Origin of the sequence: Marinilactibacillus psychrotolerans (genome assembly GCF_900101525.1) — a bacterium.
Taxonomy (GTDB): domain Bacteria; phylum Bacillota; class Bacilli; order Lactobacillales; family Carnobacteriaceae_A; genus Marinilactibacillus; species Marinilactibacillus psychrotolerans.
In genome coordinates this window covers 1-22,565 of record NZ_FMZD01000030.1, presented here as the reverse complement: position 1 = coordinate 22,565, position 22,565 = coordinate 1, and the positions used below count along the sequence as shown (strand labels likewise).

The 22,565-nt window shown below is 34.0% G+C and carries 19 protein-coding genes; 17 read left to right on the top strand and 2 right to left on the bottom strand.

Going from position 1 to position 22,565, the window contains the following annotated elements; translation table 11 throughout:
- The 4 genes from BLT22_RS11550 to BLT22_RS11535 all read left to right on the top strand — a co-directional run.
- Window positions 1–742: IS30 family transposase (locus tag BLT22_RS11550; RefSeq protein WP_091763441.1), on the top strand; the 742-nt coding region annotated here is incomplete at its 5' end.
- Between the two features lie 121 nt (window positions 743–863).
- The gene (locus tag BLT22_RS11545) at window positions 864–2,204 is read left to right on the top strand and encodes a PTS sugar transporter subunit IIC (protein WP_091763440.1); all 1,341 of its coding nucleotides are present in this window, start codon (window positions 864–866) and stop codon (window positions 2,202–2,204) included.
- Between the two features lie 44 nt (window positions 2,205–2,248).
- A complete protein-coding gene (locus BLT22_RS11540; RefSeq protein WP_091763439.1) occupies window positions 2,249–3,664 on the top strand; it encodes a glycoside hydrolase family 1 protein in 1,416 nt (471 codons plus the stop codon).
- A gap of 262 nt (window positions 3,665–3,926) precedes the next feature.
- Window positions 3,927–4,238 (top strand): ArsR/SmtB family transcription factor, encoded by a 312-nt coding sequence (locus tag BLT22_RS11535; RefSeq protein WP_087059337.1) that lies wholly within the window; start codon window positions 3,927–3,929, stop codon window positions 4,236–4,238.
- Window positions 4,239–4,299: 61 nt separating this feature from the next.
- On the opposite strand, the gene BLT22_RS11530 is transcribed toward BLT22_RS11535, so the two are convergent.
- Window positions 4,300–6,216, bottom strand: coding sequence for a heavy metal translocating P-type ATPase (locus tag BLT22_RS11530; RefSeq protein ID WP_091763438.1), 1,917 nt, complete (start codon window positions 6,214–6,216; stop codon window positions 4,300–4,302).
- Between the two features lie 914 nt (window positions 6,217–7,130).
- On the opposite strand from BLT22_RS11530, the gene BLT22_RS11525 reads away from it, so the two are divergent.
- Together BLT22_RS11525 and BLT22_RS11520 are read left to right on the top strand one after the other, a co-directional pair.
- Window positions 7,131–8,504, top strand: a complete 1,374-nt coding sequence (locus tag BLT22_RS11525; protein ID WP_091763436.1) for a carboxylesterase family protein — start codon at window positions 7,131–7,133, stop codon at window positions 8,502–8,504.
- 268 nt (window positions 8,505–8,772) lie between these two features.
- The gene (locus BLT22_RS11520) at window positions 8,773–8,952 is read left to right on the top strand and encodes a hypothetical protein (RefSeq protein WP_091763433.1); all 180 of its coding nucleotides are present in this window, start codon (window positions 8,773–8,775) and stop codon (window positions 8,950–8,952) included.
- Window positions 8,953–9,051: 99 nt separating this feature from the next.
- Here the strand turns inward: BLT22_RS11520 and galE are convergent, their stop codons facing one another.
- Window positions 9,052–10,062, bottom strand: coding sequence for a UDP-glucose 4-epimerase GalE (gene galE, locus BLT22_RS11515; protein WP_091763431.1), 1,011 nt, complete (start codon window positions 10,060–10,062; stop codon window positions 9,052–9,054).
- Between the two features lie 211 nt (window positions 10,063–10,273).
- Here galE and BLT22_RS11510 point away from each other — a divergent pair, with 211 nt between their 5' ends.
- From BLT22_RS11510 to BLT22_RS11460, 11 genes are all read left to right on the top strand, one after another.
- Window positions 10,274–10,807 carry a TetR/AcrR family transcriptional regulator gene (locus BLT22_RS11510; protein WP_091763429.1) on the top strand — a complete coding sequence of 178 codons (534 nt, stop codon included), beginning with the start codon at window positions 10,274–10,276 and terminating at the stop codon, window positions 10,805–10,807.
- A 73-nt stretch (window positions 10,808–10,880) separates the two neighbouring features.
- Window positions 10,881–11,996, top strand: a complete 1,116-nt coding sequence (locus BLT22_RS11505; RefSeq protein ID WP_091763427.1) for an MFS transporter — start codon at window positions 10,881–10,883, stop codon at window positions 11,994–11,996.
- Between the two features lie 310 nt (window positions 11,997–12,306).
- Window positions 12,307–13,362: a glycosyltransferase family 2 protein gene (locus BLT22_RS11500; RefSeq protein ID WP_091763425.1), complete on the top strand. Its 1,056-nt coding sequence runs from the start codon at window positions 12,307–12,309 to the stop codon at window positions 13,360–13,362.
- Between the two features lie 40 nt (window positions 13,363–13,402).
- A complete protein-coding gene (locus BLT22_RS11495) occupies window positions 13,403–14,842 on the top strand; it encodes a lipopolysaccharide biosynthesis protein (RefSeq protein ID WP_091763423.1) in 1,440 nt (479 codons plus the stop codon).
- 10 nt (window positions 14,843–14,852) lie between these two features.
- Entirely contained in the window at window positions 14,853–15,779 is a 927-nt protein-coding gene (locus BLT22_RS11490) for a glycosyltransferase family 2 protein (protein ID WP_091763421.1), read from the top strand.
- A 145-nt stretch (window positions 15,780–15,924) separates the two neighbouring features.
- On the top strand, window positions 15,925–17,043 hold the full coding sequence (gene wecB, locus BLT22_RS11485) for a non-hydrolyzing UDP-N-acetylglucosamine 2-epimerase (RefSeq protein ID WP_091763419.1): 1,119 nt from the start codon (window positions 15,925–15,927) through the stop codon (window positions 17,041–17,043).
- Between the two features lie 24 nt (window positions 17,044–17,067).
- Window positions 17,068–18,447: a sugar transferase gene (locus tag BLT22_RS11480; RefSeq protein ID WP_236048912.1), complete on the top strand. Its 1,380-nt coding sequence runs from the start codon at window positions 17,068–17,070 to the stop codon at window positions 18,445–18,447.
- Window positions 18,448–18,613: 166 nt separating this feature from the next.
- Entirely contained in the window at window positions 18,614–19,372 is a 759-nt protein-coding gene (locus tag BLT22_RS11475; protein WP_091763415.1) for a glycosyltransferase family 2 protein, read from the top strand.
- A gap of 21 nt (window positions 19,373–19,393) precedes the next feature.
- Window positions 19,394–20,602 (top strand): hypothetical protein, encoded by a 1,209-nt coding sequence (locus BLT22_RS11470; RefSeq protein ID WP_091763413.1) that lies wholly within the window; start codon window positions 19,394–19,396, stop codon window positions 20,600–20,602.
- Window positions 20,599–21,507, top strand: coding sequence for a glycosyltransferase family 2 protein (locus BLT22_RS11465; protein ID WP_091763411.1), 909 nt, complete (start codon window positions 20,599–20,601; stop codon window positions 21,505–21,507). Before BLT22_RS11470 ends, BLT22_RS11465 begins: the two co-directional genes overlap by 4 nt.
- A 27-nt stretch (window positions 21,508–21,534) precedes the next feature.
- Window positions 21,535–22,565: hypothetical protein (locus BLT22_RS11460; protein WP_218127280.1), on the top strand; the 1,031-nt coding region annotated here is incomplete at its 3' end.

Here is a 22,565-nt window from a genome sequence, read left to right as displayed (position 1 = left end):
TAAAGAAATCCGTTACATTAAAGACAAAGTTGCATCTGGTTGGACACCTGATGTTATTATTGGTAGACAAGAAATTGATTTGAAGTGCTCTATGCGAACTCTTTACCGTAGATTCAAGGATAGTTCTTTACTTGATCAAACGACTTTGCCTCTGAAAGGCAAACGTAAACCGAATGGCCATAAAGAGAAAAGAGGAAAACAAGCCTTTAAGAGAAGCCTACAGGATAGAGCCCTATCGTATCCACATTATACGAACGAATTTGGTCACCTTGAAGGGGATACCATTATTGGAGAGCATCACAAAAGTGCTGTTATTACACTGGTTGAGCGCTTGTCAAAAGTCATTTTTACACTCAAACCTGAAGGACGCAAAGCAACTGATATAGAAGAAAAATTATCTGAGTGGTTTTCCAGTATCCCTTCCCATTCTTTTAAATCAATCACTTTTGATTGTGGAAAAGAGTTCTCTAATTGGAGATCAGTCAGTAACCACCATGATATTTCTATTTTCTTTGCGGATCCTGGTTGTCCGTCTCAGCGTGGACTGAATGAACAATCTAACGGATTGCTTCGACGTGACGGACTGCCAAAACAGATGGACTTTAATAAAACCGATCAATCCTTTATTTCTTCTGTTTCAAACTACAGGAATACTATTCCTAGAAAGTCTTTAGATTATAGAACACCTATAGAAGTTTTTCATGAGCATGTATCAGATTGGAAACCGTCTAGCTTAATTTGACAAACGAGAAAATATAAAATTTGTATTTACAAATTTTATATTTAACTTTACATTTTATAAATAAAAAGGTAAACTTCTTTTGTAAGCAATTTCAAAACGAGAAGAACAAGGAGGATGTAGGATGGAAAACAATCGATTCATCAATGCATTAAATCAAGTGGCGTATAAAATTAACAGCTATAAATATATTATTGCGATAAAAAATTCATTTACGCTGTTATTGCCTATTATTATCACAGGAGCCTTTGCGACGCTATTTTCTAGTATGGTATTTGATAGTACCAATGGATTAGCGCAGATCAGTTGGCTGAGCTGGCTGGAAAATCTCAAACCACTCTCTCAAATGATCAATTACGCGACAATGGATATGATGGCATTAGGTGCGGTATTCCTTATTGGGAATGAAATGGGTAAACTGAATAAACTAGATGGTCATTTCCCAGGGCTATTAGCTGCTTTGTCCTATATAGCGGTTGTTCCAACAGCAATTGATGCAATCATTAATGATACTGAAACTGTAAATGTTAGTGATGTAATCTCTAGCGAATATACAGGATCAAGCGGTTTGTTCTTAGGAATGATTGTAGCAATCGGATCTATTGAACTATACACTTGGTTAGGAAAACAAGACAAATTGAAAATCAAGATGCCAGATTCTGTTCCAACAAACGTTTCGAGATCTTTCTCAGCGTTGATTCCAACAGTGATTACAATCGTAGCAATCGCATCAATTGGTTTCTTGATTAATGCTGTAACAGGTGTGCATATCTATGATATTATTTATAACTTAGTTCAAGCTCCATTAGAAAACGTAGTACAAGGATTGCCGGGTATATTAATTTTGATGCTAGTTTCCCAATTGTTCTGGGTCATCGGGATTCATGGAAACCAAATTATCAAACCCATTCGTGAACCAATTTTACTAGCAGCAATTGCTGAGAATACAAAAGCATTTGAAGCTGGAAAAGAAATTCCCAACATAATTAATATGCCTTTCTGGGATATTTATATGACTGTAGGTGGGTCCGGTTTAACGCTTGGACTTTTGATTGCTATGTTTATCGGAAGCAAACGAGAAGATTATCGCTCAATTGGTAAACTTTCCTTTGCACCAGGTTTGTTCAACGTAAATGAACCTGTTATCTTCGGATTACCAATTGTATTAAATCCAATTATGGCTATTCCATTTGTGATTACGCCATTAGTTACAGGAACGATCGCTTACTTCCTGACTACAATTGGATTTGCAGGAAAAGCTGTAGTCATGATTCCATGGACAACGCCACCGATTATCAGCGCTTGGCTAGCAACAGCAGGTGATTTGGGAGCCGTGGTTACACAGATTATATGTATAGCAGTTGCGGTTCTAATCTATCTACCATTTATTAGAGCAGCTAATAATGAAGCGAAGGTAGAAGATATTGAAAAAGAAGAATTTGGAGAAGAAGTAGTAAACGAATAAGTATTTAATCAATAGAATGAAAAAGTATAAAAGGGGTTTATTAAATGAAACAGACAATTCCAGAAAACTTCATACTCGGAGCCGGATCATCTGCTTGGCAGACTGAAGGCTGGCAAGGAAAAAAAGAAGGGCAAGATTCTTATCTAGACGCTTGGTATAAGAAAGAAAATTTTGTTTGGCATGAAGGATATGGACCAGATGTAGCAACAAATTTTATGGAAAAATATCAAGATGATATTGACCATATGCAAGCGATCGGATTGACACACTATCGTACCAGCATAAACTGGTCAAGATTCTTTACAGATTACGAAGAGCTGATCGTTGATGAAGCGTACGTTGAGCATGTAAATAATGTAATTAATGCTTTGATTAAAGCAAATGTTGAACCGATGCTCTGTCTTGAACATTATGAATTGCCTGCCTATTTACTAGAAAAATATGATGGCTGGAGTTCTAAGAAAGTAGTCGAATTGTTTGTTGAGTATGCTAAGATAGCATTTGATCGTTTTGGGGACCGAGTCAAGAGCTGGTTTGTCTTCAATGAACCAGTCGTTGTTCAAACTAGGGTTTATCTTGATGCGATCAGATGGCCGCATGAACAAGACACAGCGAAGTGGATGCAATGGAATCATCATAAAGTATTAGCCACAGCAAAAGTCGTTGCAGCATACAAAAACGCCGGATATGAAGGACGTATCGGTACGATATTGAATCCGGAAGTGACCTATGCCCGTTCCACTTCAAAAGCAGATCAGCAAGCAGCACACCTATTTGATTTATTCTACAATCGAGTATTTTTAGATCCTGCGGTTAAAGGAGTTTACCCAGAGGAATTGCTTTCTTTACTCAAGAAACACGATATTCTTTTTGAACATGATGCAAAAGAGTTAGAAGTAATTAAAGAAAATACGGTTGATTTTCTAGGGATTAATTTATATTTCCCGAAAAGAGTACAAGCACCGAAACATGCATGGAATGAAAATGCGCCTTTCCACCCAGAGATGTATTACGATACGTTTGAATTACCAGGACGCAGAATGAATAAATCTCGTGGATGGGAGATTTATCCTAAATTAATGTATGATATGGCTATGCGTATTAAAAATGAATATGATAACATTCCGTGGCTCATTACTGAGAATGGGATGGGAATCGAAGCAGAAGAACAATTCATGAACGATACGGGTGAGGTTCAAGACGATTACCGCATTGACTTTATCGGTGAACATTTATCCTGGTTGTTGAAAGCAGTAGAAGCTGGTTCTAGCTGTGAAGGATACATGTTATGGGCCTTTACAGACTGTGTCTCACCAATGAACGCGTTCAAAAATCGGTATGGATTAGTGAGAATAGATCTTGATAATGATCGCAGCCGTTCATTAAAAAAATCAGGCAAATGGTATAAACAGATTATTGAACAAAGAGAATTAGTTAGCGAAGATAATGAATACAAGTAAAGAATAGGTAGAGAAGATATCTCAGCGAGGGCATGAAACCTTCCTGAGGTATCTTTTTCTGTAGTCTTTTTGATAGGTAGGGGCTTGAAAAGCCAATATTCATGGAATCAGTTACCACCAATCAAATACTTGATTTATCAAGGATTTCAAACTAAAATAAAATAGCTGTTTTGACAAATCGGACAGATTATGGTTTACTCAAAAATAGGTAAATGATTCGTAAGAATAATCATTTTTGTATAAAGGATCGAGGAGAGAACGAATGAAAGATCATTTAACATCAGCAGTAGATAAAAACACGATTCAACTAGTCAGTCAATTTTTTAAAGCAATCAGTGATCCAACCAGGCTTTCGATCGTCTTCCTATTACATGATAGAGAGTTAAGTGTGGGCGAGATAGCAGCAGCACTAGATATGAACCAATCAGCAATTTCACACCAGTTGAGCACGTTAAAAGCAAAACGACTGGTCAAACCTAGAAGAAGTGGTAAGACAGTCTACTATAGTCTGGATGATGATCACGTCTTAAAAATATTAGATCAAGTTGTCACCCATACGAAAGAAGAATGCTGAAAAAAGCATGAAAAGCTATATATCAGTTAGCTTTTCATGCTTTTTATTGTATCTTATAGAATCAATCTTTGACTGGTAATAACAATCTCAAACCGTTTAAAATAACCAACAGCGTACTTCCTTCGTGAGCAAGCACTCCAATACCAATGTCAATTTTACCGACTAAATTTAATCCATTTAAAAGTAAAACAATAAACATAGAGAACAAGATATTCTGCCAGACAACTTTGTCAACTTTTTTAGAAACCTTATGAGCATATTGAAACTTAGTTAAATCATTTTGCATAATTACAGCATCTGCTACGTCAATTGCAACATCTGTTCCGTTCCCCATAGCGAAACCAATATCTGATGCCACTAGAGCAGGTGCATCATTGATCCCATCACCGAGCATCACCGTTTCACCATATTGTTTTTGAGAGGCATGAATAATTTCTGATTTATTTTCTGGTAGCACATTCCCAATCACTTCATCAATTGCGATTAATTGACCGACAGCTTCTCCAGTAAGTTTTGAGTCTCCAGTAATCATAGCCGTGTGAATTCCTTGATCTTTAAAATATTGAATGACTTTTTTAGCATCTTTATTTGGTAAGTCCATCATGGCGATCAGTCCAACCACGCTGTCATTCTCACTAAAGTACACAACCGTTTTTCCTGCTTTAGCTAATGTTTCATTTTGTTTTTCGATTTCTGCAGGGACGTTTTCAAACGTAGAAGGTTTACCAATGCGGTATTCCTTTCCTTGATGTTCAGCGACTAACCCTTTCCCGATTTCATTTTCTGTATCTATTTTTATGGAAGAATCTGAGGTAAAGGCATCTAGTATAGCATCAGCTAGTGGATGGTTTGCACTTTTCTCCATGGCTACGATAATATTTTTCCAATATGCACTTTTTTCTTTGTTAATAAAGGAATGATCAGTAACAGCTGGTTTTCCTTCAGTCAGTGTTCCGGTCTTATCGAATGCACAAGCCTTAATTTTAGCTAAATTTGAAAGATAAGATCCCCCTTTAAAAAGGACGCCTTGTTTCGCCAAGTTTGAAATACCTGAAAGAGTAGTGGGGACGGCACTAGCAGCTAAAGCACAAGGTGAAGCTGATATTAACATGACCATTCCGCGATAAAAACTAGTATTCCAGCTCCAGCCAACTAAAAATGGTGTGAGTAAAATAAAAGCTGGAACAACTATCATTACAATCGTTACATAGACTGGTTCTAATTTTTTGATTGTGGTAGCTGTTTTAGATAGATTGGACTGTGACTGATTGACTAGTTCAATAATTTTAGAAAATACGGTATCTTCATTATTTTTAGTGACTTCCATTTTGAAAGAACCTTTACCATTTATGGTACTACCAAATACTTCATCCCCAGTAATTTTTTCTCGGGGAATACTCTCACCACTGATAGAAGCTTCATCAATGTCACTAGAACCTTCAATGATCGAGCCGTCCGTAGGAATCTTGTCTCCAGGCAAGACTTGCAAATGATCCCCAATAGTCAATGTTTCTACTTTAACTAACTTAGTTTCACCTGTAGGAAGAATGAGTCTAGCTTCAGTAGGGTTCATTTCAAGTAAATGAGTGATTTCACGTTTGCTTTTACCTTCTGCATATTCTTCAAGGAAATGAGCACCAGCGAAAATCAAGATTAACAAAGCACCTTCGTCAAAGTCACCAATGATCGCAGCTCCTAATGCAGCCAGCGTCATTAAGATATGAACATTCGGATGAAATCTTTTTAAGCGCAGCGACTCGGTAATCGTTTCACCTACTCCTTCTAACATCACATGGTAACCAGCAGTAACCATCGTAATGACGAAGAAAATATCTTCTAATATATAATTAAAGGAACCTACCAATGCAATCAAATAGATAATTAAACCAATGAAAAAAAGAAAGACCGGTATATTTCCGTGATCATGCGCATGTTCAGCATGATTATGTGCTATTTTAGCCTGTTGATGAGTTTCCATAATAAACACCCTCTAGTCAAATTTTTGAATAATCGTTTTCAACAGATGAACAACCATTCATATGTATGACTAGAGTATATATGAATGGTCACTCATTTGTCAAGAGAATTCAAGCATTTAATTGACATTTATATATACTCAGTCAACGTGTCTATTGAGAATGAAGAGAAGTGGCTTTTACGTATCAACTGAGATGGGAATAGTGGACTGAGTAAGACGTAACTGTCTTCTACGTGTAACTGAGATGGAAATAGTGGACTGGGTAAGACGAAACTGTCTTCTGCGTGTAACTGAGATGAAAAAGTGGACTGAGTAAGACGAAACTGGCTTCTACGTGTAACTGAAATGGCAATAGTGGACTGAGTAAGACGAAACTGTCTTCTGCGTGTAACTGAGATGGAAATAATGGACTGAGTAAGACGAAACTGGCTTCTACGTGTAACTGAGATGGAAATGGTGGACTGGGTAAGCTGTAACTGGCTTCTGCGTGTAACTGAAATGAAAATAGTGGACTGAGTAGGACGTAACTGTCTTCTACGTGTAACTGAGATGGAAATAGTCCAATGAGTAGGATATAAAGGCCTCTTATGTATCAACTGAAATGAAATAACCATTTGAGTAGATACAAAAGCCGATTTTATAAGGCATAAGGTAGATTAATTGAAAGATGCAGTCAATTTAGCTTTTAACAATATTTTTCATTGTAGGTGTCTAACGGACAATCTTGTTATATAGAGAGCGTATATTAGAGAAAAGGGTATTTGAGATTTTACTAATCGGTTGAATCAGGTTAAACTTGAATGGGAGCAAACGAAAAATCAGAAGAAAAGGGTTATACGATAGCAACGGTAAATGACAGTAAGCAACAATAAATAATAGTAAATAACAACAAATTATAATATAGGAGCTAGTAAATGAAGGAGACGAATTTAAATCCAATATGGAAGTGTCCAATTGGTGCCATTAAAGGATGGAACGATGAGAAAAAAGGCGTTTTAAGAGCAACCGGTATTCAATATGCTACGGCAGAAAGATTTGAAATGCCAACTGCTAAATCAATAAAAGCTGACGGAATAATAGAAGCAACAGAATGGTCACCTGCTTCTCCACAGCCTAAAGATGAATTTACAGATTATCTTATAAATCAAGATTATAGAGAAATGAAAGTAGATGAACATTGTCAGTATCTTTCCGTAACCATACCAAGCAATACAGATGCAACAGACAATCTTCCTGTTATGGTATGGATACATGGAGGATCTTACGTTACGGGAGCTGGAGACTATCCAATTTATGATCCCGCTGTTTTAGTACGTGAAGAACAAGTTATAGTGGTTACCGTAACTTATCGATTAGGATTGTTAGGATATTTAGGCAGTGAAGAAAGTACCCCCGCAAATCTTGGGTTGCTTGATCAGATTGAAGCCTTAAAGTGGGTTAAGCAAAATATAGCCGGATTTGGAGGTAACCCAGAAAACATCACTGTATTTGGGGAATCAGCCGGAGGGGATGCCGCAGCTCATCTGATGATTTCAGAGGGAACAGAAGGACTATTCAATAAAGTAATTATACAAAGTGCGCCATTTGGACTAATGCCTGCTCCAAAAGAAATGAAAGCTCTTATGCTTGAAGAAAAGAAAAAGGTCTCTGTTGATGACTCTTTAGAAAAAGTAGCAGAAGTTCAAGCGAGTATTCAAGAGATCGTAAAACCATTTGGACTGAAATCCTCTATGCCGTTTGGTGTACAGTATGGAGAATTTCCTCTGCCAAATGAAGAAGATTTAGATCATGAATGGGAGAAAGCAGCCGCACACATAGGAATATTAGTGGGCAATAATAAACGCGAACTAGCCCCTTTTGTCCCCTATATTCCTGTTTTGGATCAATTAACCAACACGCCGATTTTTGGAAAGTATTTATCTGAAGTATCTATTAAATATTTGACAAGGAAAATATATAAATCTGGAGTGGAAAATTTTGCCAGAAGACATGCCTTTGCTGGAGGAAGTGGATATAAATATGAAATCAGCGGAGGAGCTCCAAGGAATCAACTAGCTGGAGGACATGCTTCTGAGATACCGTATATTTTCGAAAATGAGGAACTGTGGGAAGGATCTCCGATATTAGATGGAATAACCTGGGGAAAATTTCATCGTCAAGGTCAGGTACTGCGCCAGATATGGGGAGTGTTTGCTAAAACGGGTCAAATCAAACCTGTTCATGTGGACGGATTAATCAGAATTGAAAATATTTCCTCAAAGTATAGAGTTTATCGATCAAATAGATAGACGGTTAGATATTAGTAAAGGACTAATCTTTAAATAAGGTACATGCGAAAGCTGCGTGTACCTTATTTGTGTAGCTAAATGTTAAGAATACAACAAAAATAAAGAGTGGACAATCAGAATACATAAATTTTTGTTTCTTCAAGGTATATTATTAGTACGATTTTGAATGCATGTGTTATATTAGTTACAGAAATAATTGATTGGAAAATTAGGCTGAAGTAAAACTATAACGCATCAAAGGTCATACATTAACAGGAGGACAAAAAACATGAACGAAAAGAATCAAGGTGTATCTGATAATAGCGCAGGCGAAGTAGACTATTTTAATGATGAATTTTCTAGCAATCTCTATTCAGGACCCGAAAGCCTTATCCACCAAAGAGATAACTCAGGCAACTTTGACCATAATCCATTCGCTGACATGACAGACGATTACTTATTTGACTAAAAGACGCTGAAATGAAAATTATTAAAGAGAAAGAATAAAAGGTAGCAAACCGATAATCATCACCGGTTGGCTACCTTTTGAATTTTCGATTAGTTCATTTTATGCGTATCCGTTAGGGTTTGAATTTTGCCAGTTCCAAGAGTCGCGACACATATCTTCGATACCCAGTTCAGCTGCCCAGTCTAGGACTTTATGTGCTTTAGTTGCATCGGCATAACCAGATCCTATATCTCCAGGTCGACGGTCAACAATTTGGTAAGGAATCTCGACATTGTTCGCTGTTTCAAACGCTTTTACTACATCAAGCACAGAGTAACCAACGCCTGTTCCTAAGTTATACGCTTCAACACCTCTAGTTTCAAGTACACTCTCAAGCGCTTTGATATGTCCTTTAGCTAGATCGACAACGTGGATGTAATCTCTCACTCCAGTACCGTCAGGTGTATCATAATCGTCTCCGTATACAGACAGTTTTTCAAGTTTACCTACCGCTACTTGTGTAATGTAGGGCATCAAGTTGTTCGGGATATCGTTAGGATCTTCACCGATACGCCCTGATTGGTGGGCACCGATGGGATTGAAATAACGAAGCAGTGCTGCACTCCAAGAAGGATCAGCTGCTACTTGGTCTTGAATAAACTGTTCGATGAATAATTTAGTTGTGCCATAGGGGTTGGTTGTAGACAAAGGCATATCTTCTGTAAAAGGTGCTTCATTGTTCATACCATAAACGGTCGCGCTGGAACTGAAGACCATATTTTTCACATCAAATTCATTCATTAATTCCATTAAAACAATCGTACTATTTAAATTATTACGGTAGTACATCAATGGTTTAGCCACTGATTCACCTACAGCTTTATAACCGGCAAAGTGAATAACCGCTTCAAGATCATGTTGCTTGAACACTTCTTTCAAAGCATCCTGATCTGTAACATCTACTTCATGGAATACAAAGTCTTTTCCTGATAATTCTTTAATGCGGTTCAGTACTTCAGGTTTTGAGTTGGAATAGTCATCAACAATGACCACCTCATGACCTTCATTCAAAAGCTCGATAACAGTGTGAGAGCCGATATACCCAGCACCGCCAGTTACTAAAATAGCCATAAAATCGCTCCTTCTATTTTTATGTATAACGTTTGTGATCTTTTTAACTTCTAGGTCATTTTAACACATTCCATTAAATCCTGCATGAATTAATCCAATATGAATAGACAACAAAGACAACCAAAAAATAAAAAAGCAAATACTTTTATTAAATAAGTTTTTATGTATAATGAAAATAGAATGATCGTTCTATCCAGAAAGGAGTGCTCAAATGGATTCAAAAAGCCAAAACATTCTAGATAATGCAGAAACCTTATTTTACCAGCATGGTTTTCATGCAGTGGGGATAAAAAAGATTGTATCACAAGCAAAAGTATCCATTATGACCTTATACAATCATTTTGGATCAAAAGAGAATTTGATTATCCAAATTTTGGATCAACGAGAAATTAGATATATGGAGTATCTTAAAAATGCGCTAAATGATAAAAGGCAACAGTCTAAATATGAAACGGCATGTACGATTGCGCTAGCAAATATGAATTGGTTAAAAAAGAATTCGCAAGGCTGTCTATTTTTACGGGCAAAAGAAGAATACGATCAGGTTAATCCAGATATTATAAATCGAGTGGATCTGCATAAAAGAAATATGCTCTCTTTTTACAAACAGCTTGGGTTTTCAGAGCAAGAGGCTATTCGCTTAGCTATTCAGATTGAAGGGGCTACAGCGCTAGTAGAAACAACAGAGATAGAAACGGTAGAGAAAGAACTAGTTGAAACGCTAAACTTACTTTTCAATAAATAAGTTAATCAAGGCGTTTCAGCTTATTTTTTAAAATAAAATAGAATGATCGTTCTATATAAATAAGAGGTGTGTTATGTTTAAATTAATTGCTCCAGGAGCAGCAATGATTGCTGTAAATTATGCTTTTGCCAGATTTAGTTATGGACTGTTTTTACCTTATATTTCAGACTCTCTTAATCTCTCAGAGAGTGAAGCCGGACTAATAGGAACGCTTGGGTATATCTCATACTCCATAGCTTTGATTTGTTCAAATATCTTTATTGATAAATTCGGACCGCTAAAAGTCACACAACTAGCTGGACTGAGTGCAGTAATAGGATTATTAGGTATAGCTCTATCAGCAAATTATTTTCTACTTGGAGTAAGCATGTTTACTGCAGGACTAGGAAGTGGCTGGAGTTCACCAGCCTTCAGCAAATTAGTCGATCGCTCATTTCCAGAAGACCAGAAAGATCAAGGAAATAGCTGGATAAATAGCGGAACAACTTTTGGGATCATAATTTCCGGTCCCATTGCTTTATTCTTTGCAGAATATTGGAGGAATGCTTTTTTATTCTTTGCCTTACTTGCTTTTGCTACTCTGATCTGGAATTCAATGGTTATACCAAATCCAGAAACCAGTCAGGAAAGTTCAGAAAAAAGGATACCAGCATTTCAGAAAATTATAAAAAATGGTCTTCGTATCATTATAGACTCCATGATTGTTGGATTCAGCAGTTCTGTATTCTGGACCTTTTCCAGGAGTTATCTTACAGCAGAACATGGTTTTTCTAATCAAGAGAGTGTGTTATTTTGGATATTGATGGGCATTGCGGGAATAGCTGGTGGGATTGTAGGGAAAGTTATTGTAATGAAAGGATTGAACTTTTCATTCCGCTTATTTTTATCGCTGCTTATTCTCTCCATAGCGTTGATTATTTTCCCATCTAGAATCATGAGCTATACTGCTGCTGTCTTTTTTGGAATAGCTTATATTGCGATAACGGGGCTTTTACTGGTTTGGGGCACCAAAAGATTTTCGGATACACCATTTGTTGGAGTGAGTCTGTCTTTTTTCTGTTTAGGAATCGGACAAACGATCGGCTCTACTGTAGCTGGAATGATGATCGAAATGATTTCTTACCCATTTACCTTTGGTTTGTTTGCCTTATTCGGTCTTATGGCTTTCTTTGTTCGAGTCAAAGAATAGTTCTGTTAAAAAGTTAGTAGTTGGTAAGCTAACGCAGATAATAAAAATCAATAATCAAAATTGATGAATAAAAATGTAGAGATAATAAAAGCTTTTAAAGACCTTTACATGTTAAATAAGTCCATTTGAATTCTAGATAATCCAACTTCATTTCAAAAGAGGTAAGTTAGCGAAATTTAAAAGTTGCCAGCTTGTTTTATTTTGTTATGAATTTTTATTGAAATTTTTATAATTGATAAGACAGGCTGTGTTATAATATATTAGATTATTGTACGAGTAAAATAAGTCTATAGTTAGGAGCTCCAATATTATGTTTGAAGTATCCATTATTATGCCGGTTTATAACGTCTCAGCTCATTTGCCGAGGGCTATTCAGTCTGTCTTGAATCAGACGAAAATGGACTTCGAATTAATTTTAGTAAACGACGGTTCTACAGATGATTCAGGATTGATTTGTGATCAGTTTGTGGAAGAAGAACCTTTATTGATCCAAGTCATTCATCAGAAAAACCAAGGTTCAGGGATGGCAAGAAACGCTGGACTAAGACAAGCAAAGGGGAAATATATTTATTTTGCCGATCCAGATGATTATTTCAAGCCAACACTTCTAGCTGATAACGTCAGACTAGCTGAAGAAAAGCAAGCTGATCTAGTCGTTTTTGGTTATACGAGAGAAGTTGAGGGTAAACCAGAAGATCGCGAAACACTTTTGCCTAGACAACCACATTTCTATACGCAAGATGGATTTAAAAAACACTTTAGAAACTTTCATCACTTTTCTCCTTATTCTCTATGGAATAAACTGTACCGTAGACAATACTTGAGAGAACATAAAATTAGATTTACGAATCAGAAACTTGGACAAGATGCTTTGTTTAACATTAGTGTTTATAGAGATATTCAAAATGTTGCCTTTAACCGTAAAGCATATTATCACTATGTTACCCATGATGGGTCTGCTGTCAATCGCTACCGAGACGATCGATTTATGATGGAACTGAATATTGCATTACAATTCAAAAATCTGATCGAACATTGGGGAATGGAGACGGAATTCAATGATTTATTGAAGCGGGAATTCTGGCATCCAGTGTACTTAGAACTAGCGAATATCGCTCATCCAGATTGTCCTATGACAACAGAAGAAAAAGTCGAATGGATCAAAACAATTTGCGAAGAAGAAAATATCAATCGATTTGTAATCCAGCAGGACCGTAAAGAATCCAATCCTTTTCAGTATGTATTACAACAACGTGTTCAAAAAGGTAAATATCTTATGGCGATTCAACTGATGGAAAAACGCAATGCTTCAGCAAATAATTACGGAAAACTCTTCAATAAGATGAAACGGTTTTTCACATCGTAAATTGAAAACAAGATTTTAAAAAGCTAGGAGACAATAAAGAATGTTTGAACAATTTAAGAAAGCTATATTATATACTGCAATGGGAAAATATGCAGTAGTTGCAGTGCAATTAGGTGTTCAAGCAGTCTTAGCAAGAATCTTATCTCCTGATGAATATGGAATTGTAGCCACTGTCAATGTATTCCTCATATTCTTTCAGCTGCTTGCTGATATTGGGATTGGACCAGCCATTATACAAAATAAAGAGTTGAAAAGATCAGAAATCAATTCGATATTTGGTTTTAGCTTATATCTTTCGATCGCATTAGGGATTTTATTTGTTTTTCTAGGCTATCCAATCAGCTGGTTCTATGGGAATGATGTATTTATACCATTAAGCATGGTACTTGGAATATGCGTATTTTTCTATGGTGTACTTGTCGTACCGCAATCTTTATTACTTAGAGAAAAGAATTTTAGAATGGTCAATTTCACAACAGTCGGAAGTGCAATCGTTTCCGGGGTGGTATCTATTGTACTTGCTTTGTTAGGATTCAGTTATTATTCCATTGTCCTGGGTAATACCGCTAAAGCGATGACTTTGTTTATTGTATTTTATATCAAAACTGGAACCAGCGTGAAATTTAAATTAGATACAGCACCATTAAAAAAAATCTATTATTTCTCAAAAAATCAGTTTTTATTTAATTTCATCAATTACTTTTCTAGAAACCTGGATAATCTACTAATCGGAGGAACGATCTCGCAAAGTGCTTTAGGGTACTATGACAAAGCCTATACGGTTTCATTGTATCCTAATCAAGTCCTGACTAGTTTGATCACATCAGTTATCCATCCGATTATGTCAGATTATGTTGATCAAACCGAAAAAATCAAACAAGTTTACTTAAGACTTTCCAATCTGCTCGCTTTGATCGGAATCCCATTGTCTGTTTTTCTTTTCTTCTCTTCTGAAGATGTCATTTTATTTTTATTTGGAAATGAATGGTATGGAAGTGTTGCTTCACTGCAGATATTAGCGTTATCGGTATGGATTCAAATGATTCTATCTTCAACGGGTGGAGTCTTTCAGTCAGGAAATCGAACAGACTTACTTTTATTATCCGGCATATTGTCTACTGTATTGAATATTACTGGAATTGTTACTGGAATTTTACTAGGTAGAATAGAGTACGTTGCGCTGTTTCTAGTTATCGCATTTTCTCTGAACTTTATTCAGGCGAACTACCTCTTGATGGTCAAACTATTCCATTCAAGTTTACTGGAATTTGCTAAAGTTATGATTAATCCGTTGATTCTAGCTGTAATGCAGCTTGTAGTGTTTTATTTCTTACCAGTATTTCCTTTTCTGCCTTTCTTCAACTTAATGATTAAAGGGAGTATTTTTATGATTGTCTGGTTCGTTGGACTAGTCATTACTGGAGAGTTTAAGCGGATTAAGGCTGAGCTGAAAGGAAACAAACAATTAGTAGATAAATAAGGAGAATTGTATGACAGAACCACTAGTATCCATTATCATACCGACTTATAATGTGGAAAGATATATTGAAGAAAGTGTCGAATCGATTCTAAATCAAACTTATCCTAATACCGAAATAATCCTGATCGATGACGGATCAACAGATGCTACATCATATCTGTTGCAGCAATTTAACGATAAAGCTCACATTACGGTGAATCCAATTAATCAAGGTCAAGGGGCTGTCAGAAATCAAGGGATAAATCAGGCCACAGGTGACTATATTCTGTTTGTAGATTCAGATGACTGGATTGAACCTGAAGCTGTCAGGGGATTAGTGCAAAAAGCGATTGAAACAAAGGCTGAGATAGTCAGGTTTAACGGACAATCATTTTTTGATGGTAAGGCGACTCCCAAAAAACTTGGTGACTATGATTTTTCTGAAGTGTTAGAAGAAAACGAAATTTACATTGCGCCAGAAATCTTACCTAAAATTCAAAAATCATACTCCGCATCACCTTGCTTATATCTGGTTAAAAGGTCTCTATTGATTGAGAATAGAATTAGGTTTCCGGAGGGGATTCTTCATGAGGATGAATATTTCTCAACTCTAGTATTCTTGCATACTAAAAAAATGGCTTATATCAATCAATTTTATTATCACCGCAGATATAGAGCAGCATCAACCATGACAGAGAGTACACTAGAACATAAACAACGATCGTTTCAATCTTATCTTAAAGTCTTTCAGTTGATGGAAGAAGAGTATATTTCATCACAATATAACCAGCAGCAGAAAGATTTTTTGAAGCGACAGTTACTTTCTATTTATAACGGATTGTTACAAAGTCCGGTTGATACAGGATTGAAAAAACAATTAAAAAATATAACATCTATTACGGCAAAAGACCGATTTAGAATACAGATTTCGAGATTAAGAACAAAATATCTAAAATAGCCTATAAAGCAAAAGGAGTTTAATAAAAACTTCATATCTTTTTAGGTTTTTTTTATGGTAAAATACATGTTGAATGTTTTCATATAGAAAAGCTTAAAAAAGAAATAAAGTTTATTACTTAAATTGTAAAAGGACGTTTAATATAATGGATAGAAAAAAAATAGCAGTCGTATTTGGCACTCGACCTGAAGCCATTAAAATGGCACCGGTAATCAAAGAATTAGAAAAGAACAACCATAATTTCGAGACACAAGTAATTGTTACAGCACAGCATCGTGAAATGTTGGACCAGGTACTCAAAGTATTTAAAATCAAGCCCACATACGATTTGAATGTCATGAAAAAAAATCAATCACTTTCTGAGATTACGATTAGTGTAATGAAAGGTTTGGAAGATATTTTCTTGAAAGAACTACCGGATATCGTCTTAGTACATGGAGATACAACGACAAGTTTTGCGGCAGCTTTAGCAGCTTATTATCAACAAATACCAATTGGACATGTAGAAGCCGGACTAAGAACGTATGATAAGTATTTTCCTTTTCCTGAAGAGGCAAATCGTCAGTTGATTGATAATTTAGCAGACTTTTTCTTTGTGCCAACTGAACTAACTAAGAAGAATTTACTTAATGAAAATAAACCAGAAACTAATATTTTCGTAACAGGCAATACGGCAATTGATGCAATCATGTATACAAAAACTTTAGAGGTGGAACATCCATTGTTAGATAAAATGACGCCTGACAAAAAATGGATTCTCTTAACTATGCATAGAAGAGAAAACCATGGTGAGCCTATGAGGAATGTTTTTAAGGCAGTTAAAAGAATCGTTGATGAACATAAAGATTTAGCAGTCGTAATGCCAGTGCATTTAAGTCCGGCTGTTCAAAAACTTGTAAAAGAACTGCTTGGAAATCAGGATAGAATTTTATTAGTTAAACCATTAGAAGTTGACTTGTTCCATAAAGTAATCGCCAGAGCTTATATGGTATTAACTGATTCTGGTGGATTACAAGAGGAAGCACCAGCTTTTGATATTCCTGTACTCGTCTTAAGAGACAAAACAGAGCGACCTGAAGGCCTAGAAGCTGGCACATTGAAAGTTGTCGGTACAGAACAAGAAATGGTTTTCCACTCGATAAACGGTCTGTTGAATGATCAGAAGTTATACGATAAAATGTCCAAGGCTATTAATCCTTATGGAGATGGTACAGCTAGTAGAAGAATAGTAAAAAAAATTCATGAATATTTTAGTAATAATTAAAGAATGTTTCTAGGAGGTTTCACGGTGGCACAATCAAGCGGGTTTGATCGAACAAAAAAAATTGTAATCGGAATAGTCGATGTTATTATTTATCATTTTGCTATTCTATTGTCTTTTTTACTGAGATATAATTGGGAATTACCAGAAAGAAATTACCAGGCTTTTAAAGAGGCGGATATATTTATTTACATTGGTTTTATCCTATTAAATATTTTATTTGGGATCTATGTTTTATATAACAAGCAAAAAACAGATTTCTTATATTTAACAATTATCATTCAACTTTTAATGTCAGTGTTCATAATGGCAATGACTTTTGTAGGTAGGTGGTTTGCGTTTCCTAGAACGATTATCTTAATAAGTTTTGTTGTTAGTACAGTGCTTTTATTCACGTGGAGAATGTTAATCTTTAAATTATATGAACGAATTGATGGAACAAAAAAAGTGATGGTAGTTGGCTCAGAAAAAAACTGTAAAAAAGCTATTCATAACTTTGAAAGTTCTAAAAATAAAAGACATGTAATTACAAAAGCAGTGGTTGATAATTTTTACGAGAACATAAAGAAAAATATGGATTCCGTTGATATTGTTTATTTAGCAGGTCACATAAAAGATGACGAAAAGACTAAAATTTACGATATGTTAATCAGAAATAAGACAAAACTGTTTTTAAATACTAGCTTTGAAAACATGATATTGGTTAATCCAAATATGATGAGCATTGAAGATGAAAGTGTCATTGAGGTGTCAAATTTCCAGATTCCTCCAGAAGATGACTTAATTAAAAGAATGGTAGATATTGCTGTTTCATTAGTACTCACGATTATTGCATCACCAATTATGCTGATTACAGGGTTTCTCATTAAGGCAACATCAAAAGGTCCAGTTTTTTATAAACAAATTAGAATAACTAAAGATCAGCGAGAATTTAACATATTGAAATTCCGCACAATGAGTGCTACAGCAGAAAAGGATTCTGGACCAGTCTTAGCTACAGCGAACGATGCAAGAGTTACGACAATCGGTAAATATTTACGTTCTTTAAGAATTGATGAATTACCCCAGTTGATTAATGTATTAAAGGGAGATATGTCATTAGTCGGTCCCAGACCGGAAAGACCATTTTTTGTAGACCAATTCAATAAAGAAAATCCCTATTACTATCTGCGCCATAATGTGAGAGCCGGTATAACAGGGTACGCACAAGTTTATGGAAAATACGCAACAGACTTTAATAGTAAGTTAAACTTTGATTTAGTCTATATCAAAAAATATACATTTATTTTAGATATTAAAATTTTACTTCAAACAATTAAGATTTTATTTGATAAAGTTTCTTCAAAAGGTTTAGAAGAAGAGAATATAATTGGAAGAATACCAGATACTGTCGAAATTTTTAAATAGTATATTGACAAAATCGGTTAGTCTATTTTTTCAAGTAGATTAACTGTTTTTTGTTTAAATTTTAAATATTACAAATTTGTTATATTATATAATGTAACAAATTGTCATAATATTAGGCTAAATCACATGCAATTTAGTGTTAATATAGTTTTGTGAGGAGAGAATTATGGATAAAGGAAAAGTTTCGGTTATTATACCAGTTTATAATGCAGAAAAATTTTTAAGTCAGACTATTCAATCAATTTTAAATCAGACTTACGAAAATTATGAGATAATCTTAATTGATGATTGTTCAACAGATAATAGTAAAAATATAATTGAAGAATTCATTTGCAAAGATAGTAGAATTAAACTTTATGAATTAGATAATAATTCTGGAGCGGCTGTTTCAAGGAATAAAGGACTTAAAGTGTCTGAAGGCCAATATATAGCTTTTATTGATAGTGATGATTTATGGAAAGAGAACAAATTAGAAAAACAGATAAAATTTATGGAACAAAATAATTTTGGGTTTACATTTACAAATTATGAAATGATATCAGAAAATGGAGAAGTTCTTAAAGCTTCTATGAAAATTCCAAATAAGTTAGATTATAAAATGCTTTTGAAAAATACTGCAATAGCTTGCTCTTCAGTAATTATTGATCGTTCAATAATTGGGGAATTTACAATGCCAAATGTTAGAAAAGGCCAAGATACGGCTACGTGGTTAAAAATTTTAAGACATTATCAATTTGCAATGTTACTAGATGAGGTTTTAGGATCCTATAGGTTAGTAGAAAACTCAATCTCAGCTAACAAATTTGGTGCTATTAAAAGAACTTGGAATACTTATAGAAATATAGAAAAACTTTCTTTTATAAGAGCAAGTTATTATTTTTTAAATTATATTTTCAATGCTATTGTAAGAAGATTTTTTTCATAAATTGAAAGTGGGTTAAAAATATTGTTATTAGAACAAAAACAACCACAAATCAAATTAGAAGATAATAAAACATTGAATTGGTTGATACTAATATTGGTAGGCGTTTCTTGTGTAGTATCAGACTGGATGATTTCTCTTTTCACAGTTAGTGATTTCATCTTCGGAATAATATTTTTATTAATTGTTATTCTTTCTAAAATAAGATTAGAAAAAAAAGATATCATAAGATTAATTTCATTGGAAAGTTTTGTTTTTCTAATAAATATAATTAATTTATTACTTAATGATTCTTTCTCATTGAAAGTCTTCACATACAACTTTATCAAATTCTCTTTTTATTGCATTGTTAGTCTGTATTTATATAAATTCTTTTCAGAAAAGATTTTGTTAAAAGAGCAATTAATAGTCTTAAATGTAATTTCTGTAATAACAATAATTATAGGAGTATATATAACTGTCATTATCATGAACGACATAAAACTTCCTTATAATTTTTTTTGGACCCTAACAAGATCTGATAGATCTAGTTATACCTTAAGAGGAACTACATATTTAATTAGAACTAGAAGTATTTTTGCTGAACCTGCACATTTTGGATACTTTTTAAATATGGTTCTTGGTTTGAATTTTTTTAGCATTTGCAAAAAAAATATATCTAAGTATTTTAATTTGATTCTGATTATTGGGATAATTCTTACATTCTCGTATGCATCTATTGCAGTAGCATTGGTCTTGATGTTATTAAAAATTGCTTTAAGTTTTAGAAACCTTAAAAATGAGATTTTTAATAAAAAAATGGGATTATTACTACTCATAGTTATGCTAGTTTTGTTAATTTTCAAAGATTTTATATATGTAGGTATAGTTCAACGCACTATAGAAATTTTAAATGGCTCTGACAACTCTTCAATTAACAGGTTAATCAGCAGTTGGGAGTATGTTAATCTTGATTGGATTTTATTAGGAAATGGATTAGGTCATACACCTCCTATACAAAATATTTATGCATATATACTTTCAGACTTAGGATTAATCTCATTTTTATTATATATTTTCTTTACCTTTAAAATTTTAACTATCAATTTTGGAATTGGAATTACTTTATTGGTTCTAAATTTTCAAAAAGGAGGATATTTAACTCCTCTATTTTATCTCTTGATACTATTTATTGTATTGTATTCAAAAAAGAAAAATTTAAATCATAGCTTGGAAAGGAAGATTATGAAATGAGTGTAAGTGTGGTTATTCCTACTCATAATAGAGGGGATTTACTTTTTAAATCTATAAATAGTGTATTAAATCAGACATATAAAGATTTAGAAATTATAGTAGTATCAGATGGATCTTCTGATACTACGGACGAAGCTATGAAAAAATTAGAAAGGGAAAATCATAAAGTTAATTATATAACATATAAGCAAGCAAAGGGTGCAAATTACGCTAGAAATTTAGGGATCAAAGCTTCACATTCAGAATATATTGCTTTTTTGGACGATGATGATGAATGGTTACCTAGAAAAATAGAAGCACAACTAAAAGTTTTTGAGTCTGATGATAATATTGGATTAGTTTACACAGGTATTAATATAGTTTATGTTAATGAAGGTTTAGAGTATCAATCTCTTTCTGGGAAAAGCGGAGATTTATCAAAATCTATATTGCTTAATAATGTTATTGGAGCAACTCCAAATGTCATGGTCAAGAAAAATATATTAGAAAAATCTGGAGTATTTGATGAAGAGATGCCTGCCAAACAAGACTATGATCTTTGGATAAGAATTTGCCAATATACTAAGGTAGGTTTTGTTCCAGAAGCAATGATGAATTATTATAATGTTACTGGAAAAAAACAAATATCATCAAGTACAAAAAAACATGAGAATGCGATAGATTTGATTAACAAAAAATATGTGGAATTATTTTCTGGACTTTCTAGCCAAGAAAAAAAAATACAGAAATCAAATTTTAATATTAGTATTGCCAATGTAGCACTTAGGAATCACCAAAAGACTATAGCGTTTAAATATTCTTTTAAGGCACTGCAGTCAAATTTTTCAATGAAAAATTTAGCATATTTGCTGATTACACCACTTCATTTTAAAACAATACTTAAATTGAAAAGTAAATTAAGATGAACTATCATAGGAAGGATAAAACTATTAATGAATAAATTTAATAAAAATATAATTGCAAAGTTGTTTATCGGAACTAGTTTAATTTCCTCAGGTGCTTTTATTTTAAATGATTTTTATGCTATTAAAGTTGAAGCAGCTGATGCAAATTTTATTTACTCAGACAGTGTCATGAATATATTAAAAGAAGAAAAGCTAAATGTAAATAATTTTGATTTAAACAGTTTACAATTAGATGAAAATATATCCAAAGAGATATTAGAATTACTATTTTTATATAGCGATTCTTATGATTCTGAATCTTTACAACGTGTTAATGGCCTTTTGAATGATGAAAGTCTTTCAGATAACCTAGTTGAAGTATTAAGTATTTTAAAGTCTAAAATGATAGAAGAAATACCTCTTCAAGAAAATACTATAAAAATTATTAATAATTTATCTCTTAATCTAGATGAAAATAATGTAAAAATTGTAGAAACAGAATCAACTGACTCTCCAGAAAATAATGATGAAAAGAAAACTGCTTCTACTACAGAAGGGGACAAGAATAGTAATAAGAGTCAAGTAGAGCAGATACCTAAATTACTTGTTTCTTCCACGACTTTAACTGCAGATGAACTTTATAAAAGTACAGTAAATGCTAAGACAGCAACTGAAGCATGGGTATCCGCAATAGAGTTTAAAGAAAGTTATCCTGAGGATAAAAGAATTTCAGATGCTTTAAATAGGGCTGCAGATAGAGTTTTAGCATTAGGTCAAAGTTATCATCGCTCAGGAAAATTAAGCAGTGCGATTACACTATATAAAAATTTAATTAATGAACCTATGGTAAGCAGTGCTGTTAGAGATTCGTCAACTAAGTTGATGACTTTGGCAGAAAACGGGAAAAATATGCCGTATTCAAGTAGCCTCTATAAACAAACGATTAATGCCAATACAGCGTCAGAAGCATGGTCAAAAGCATTAGAGTTCAAAGAGTATTATCCTACGGACAGCCGTTTGTCGACAGCCATGAATAAAGCATCAGATAGAGTTTTAGCATTAGGTCAAAGTTATCATCG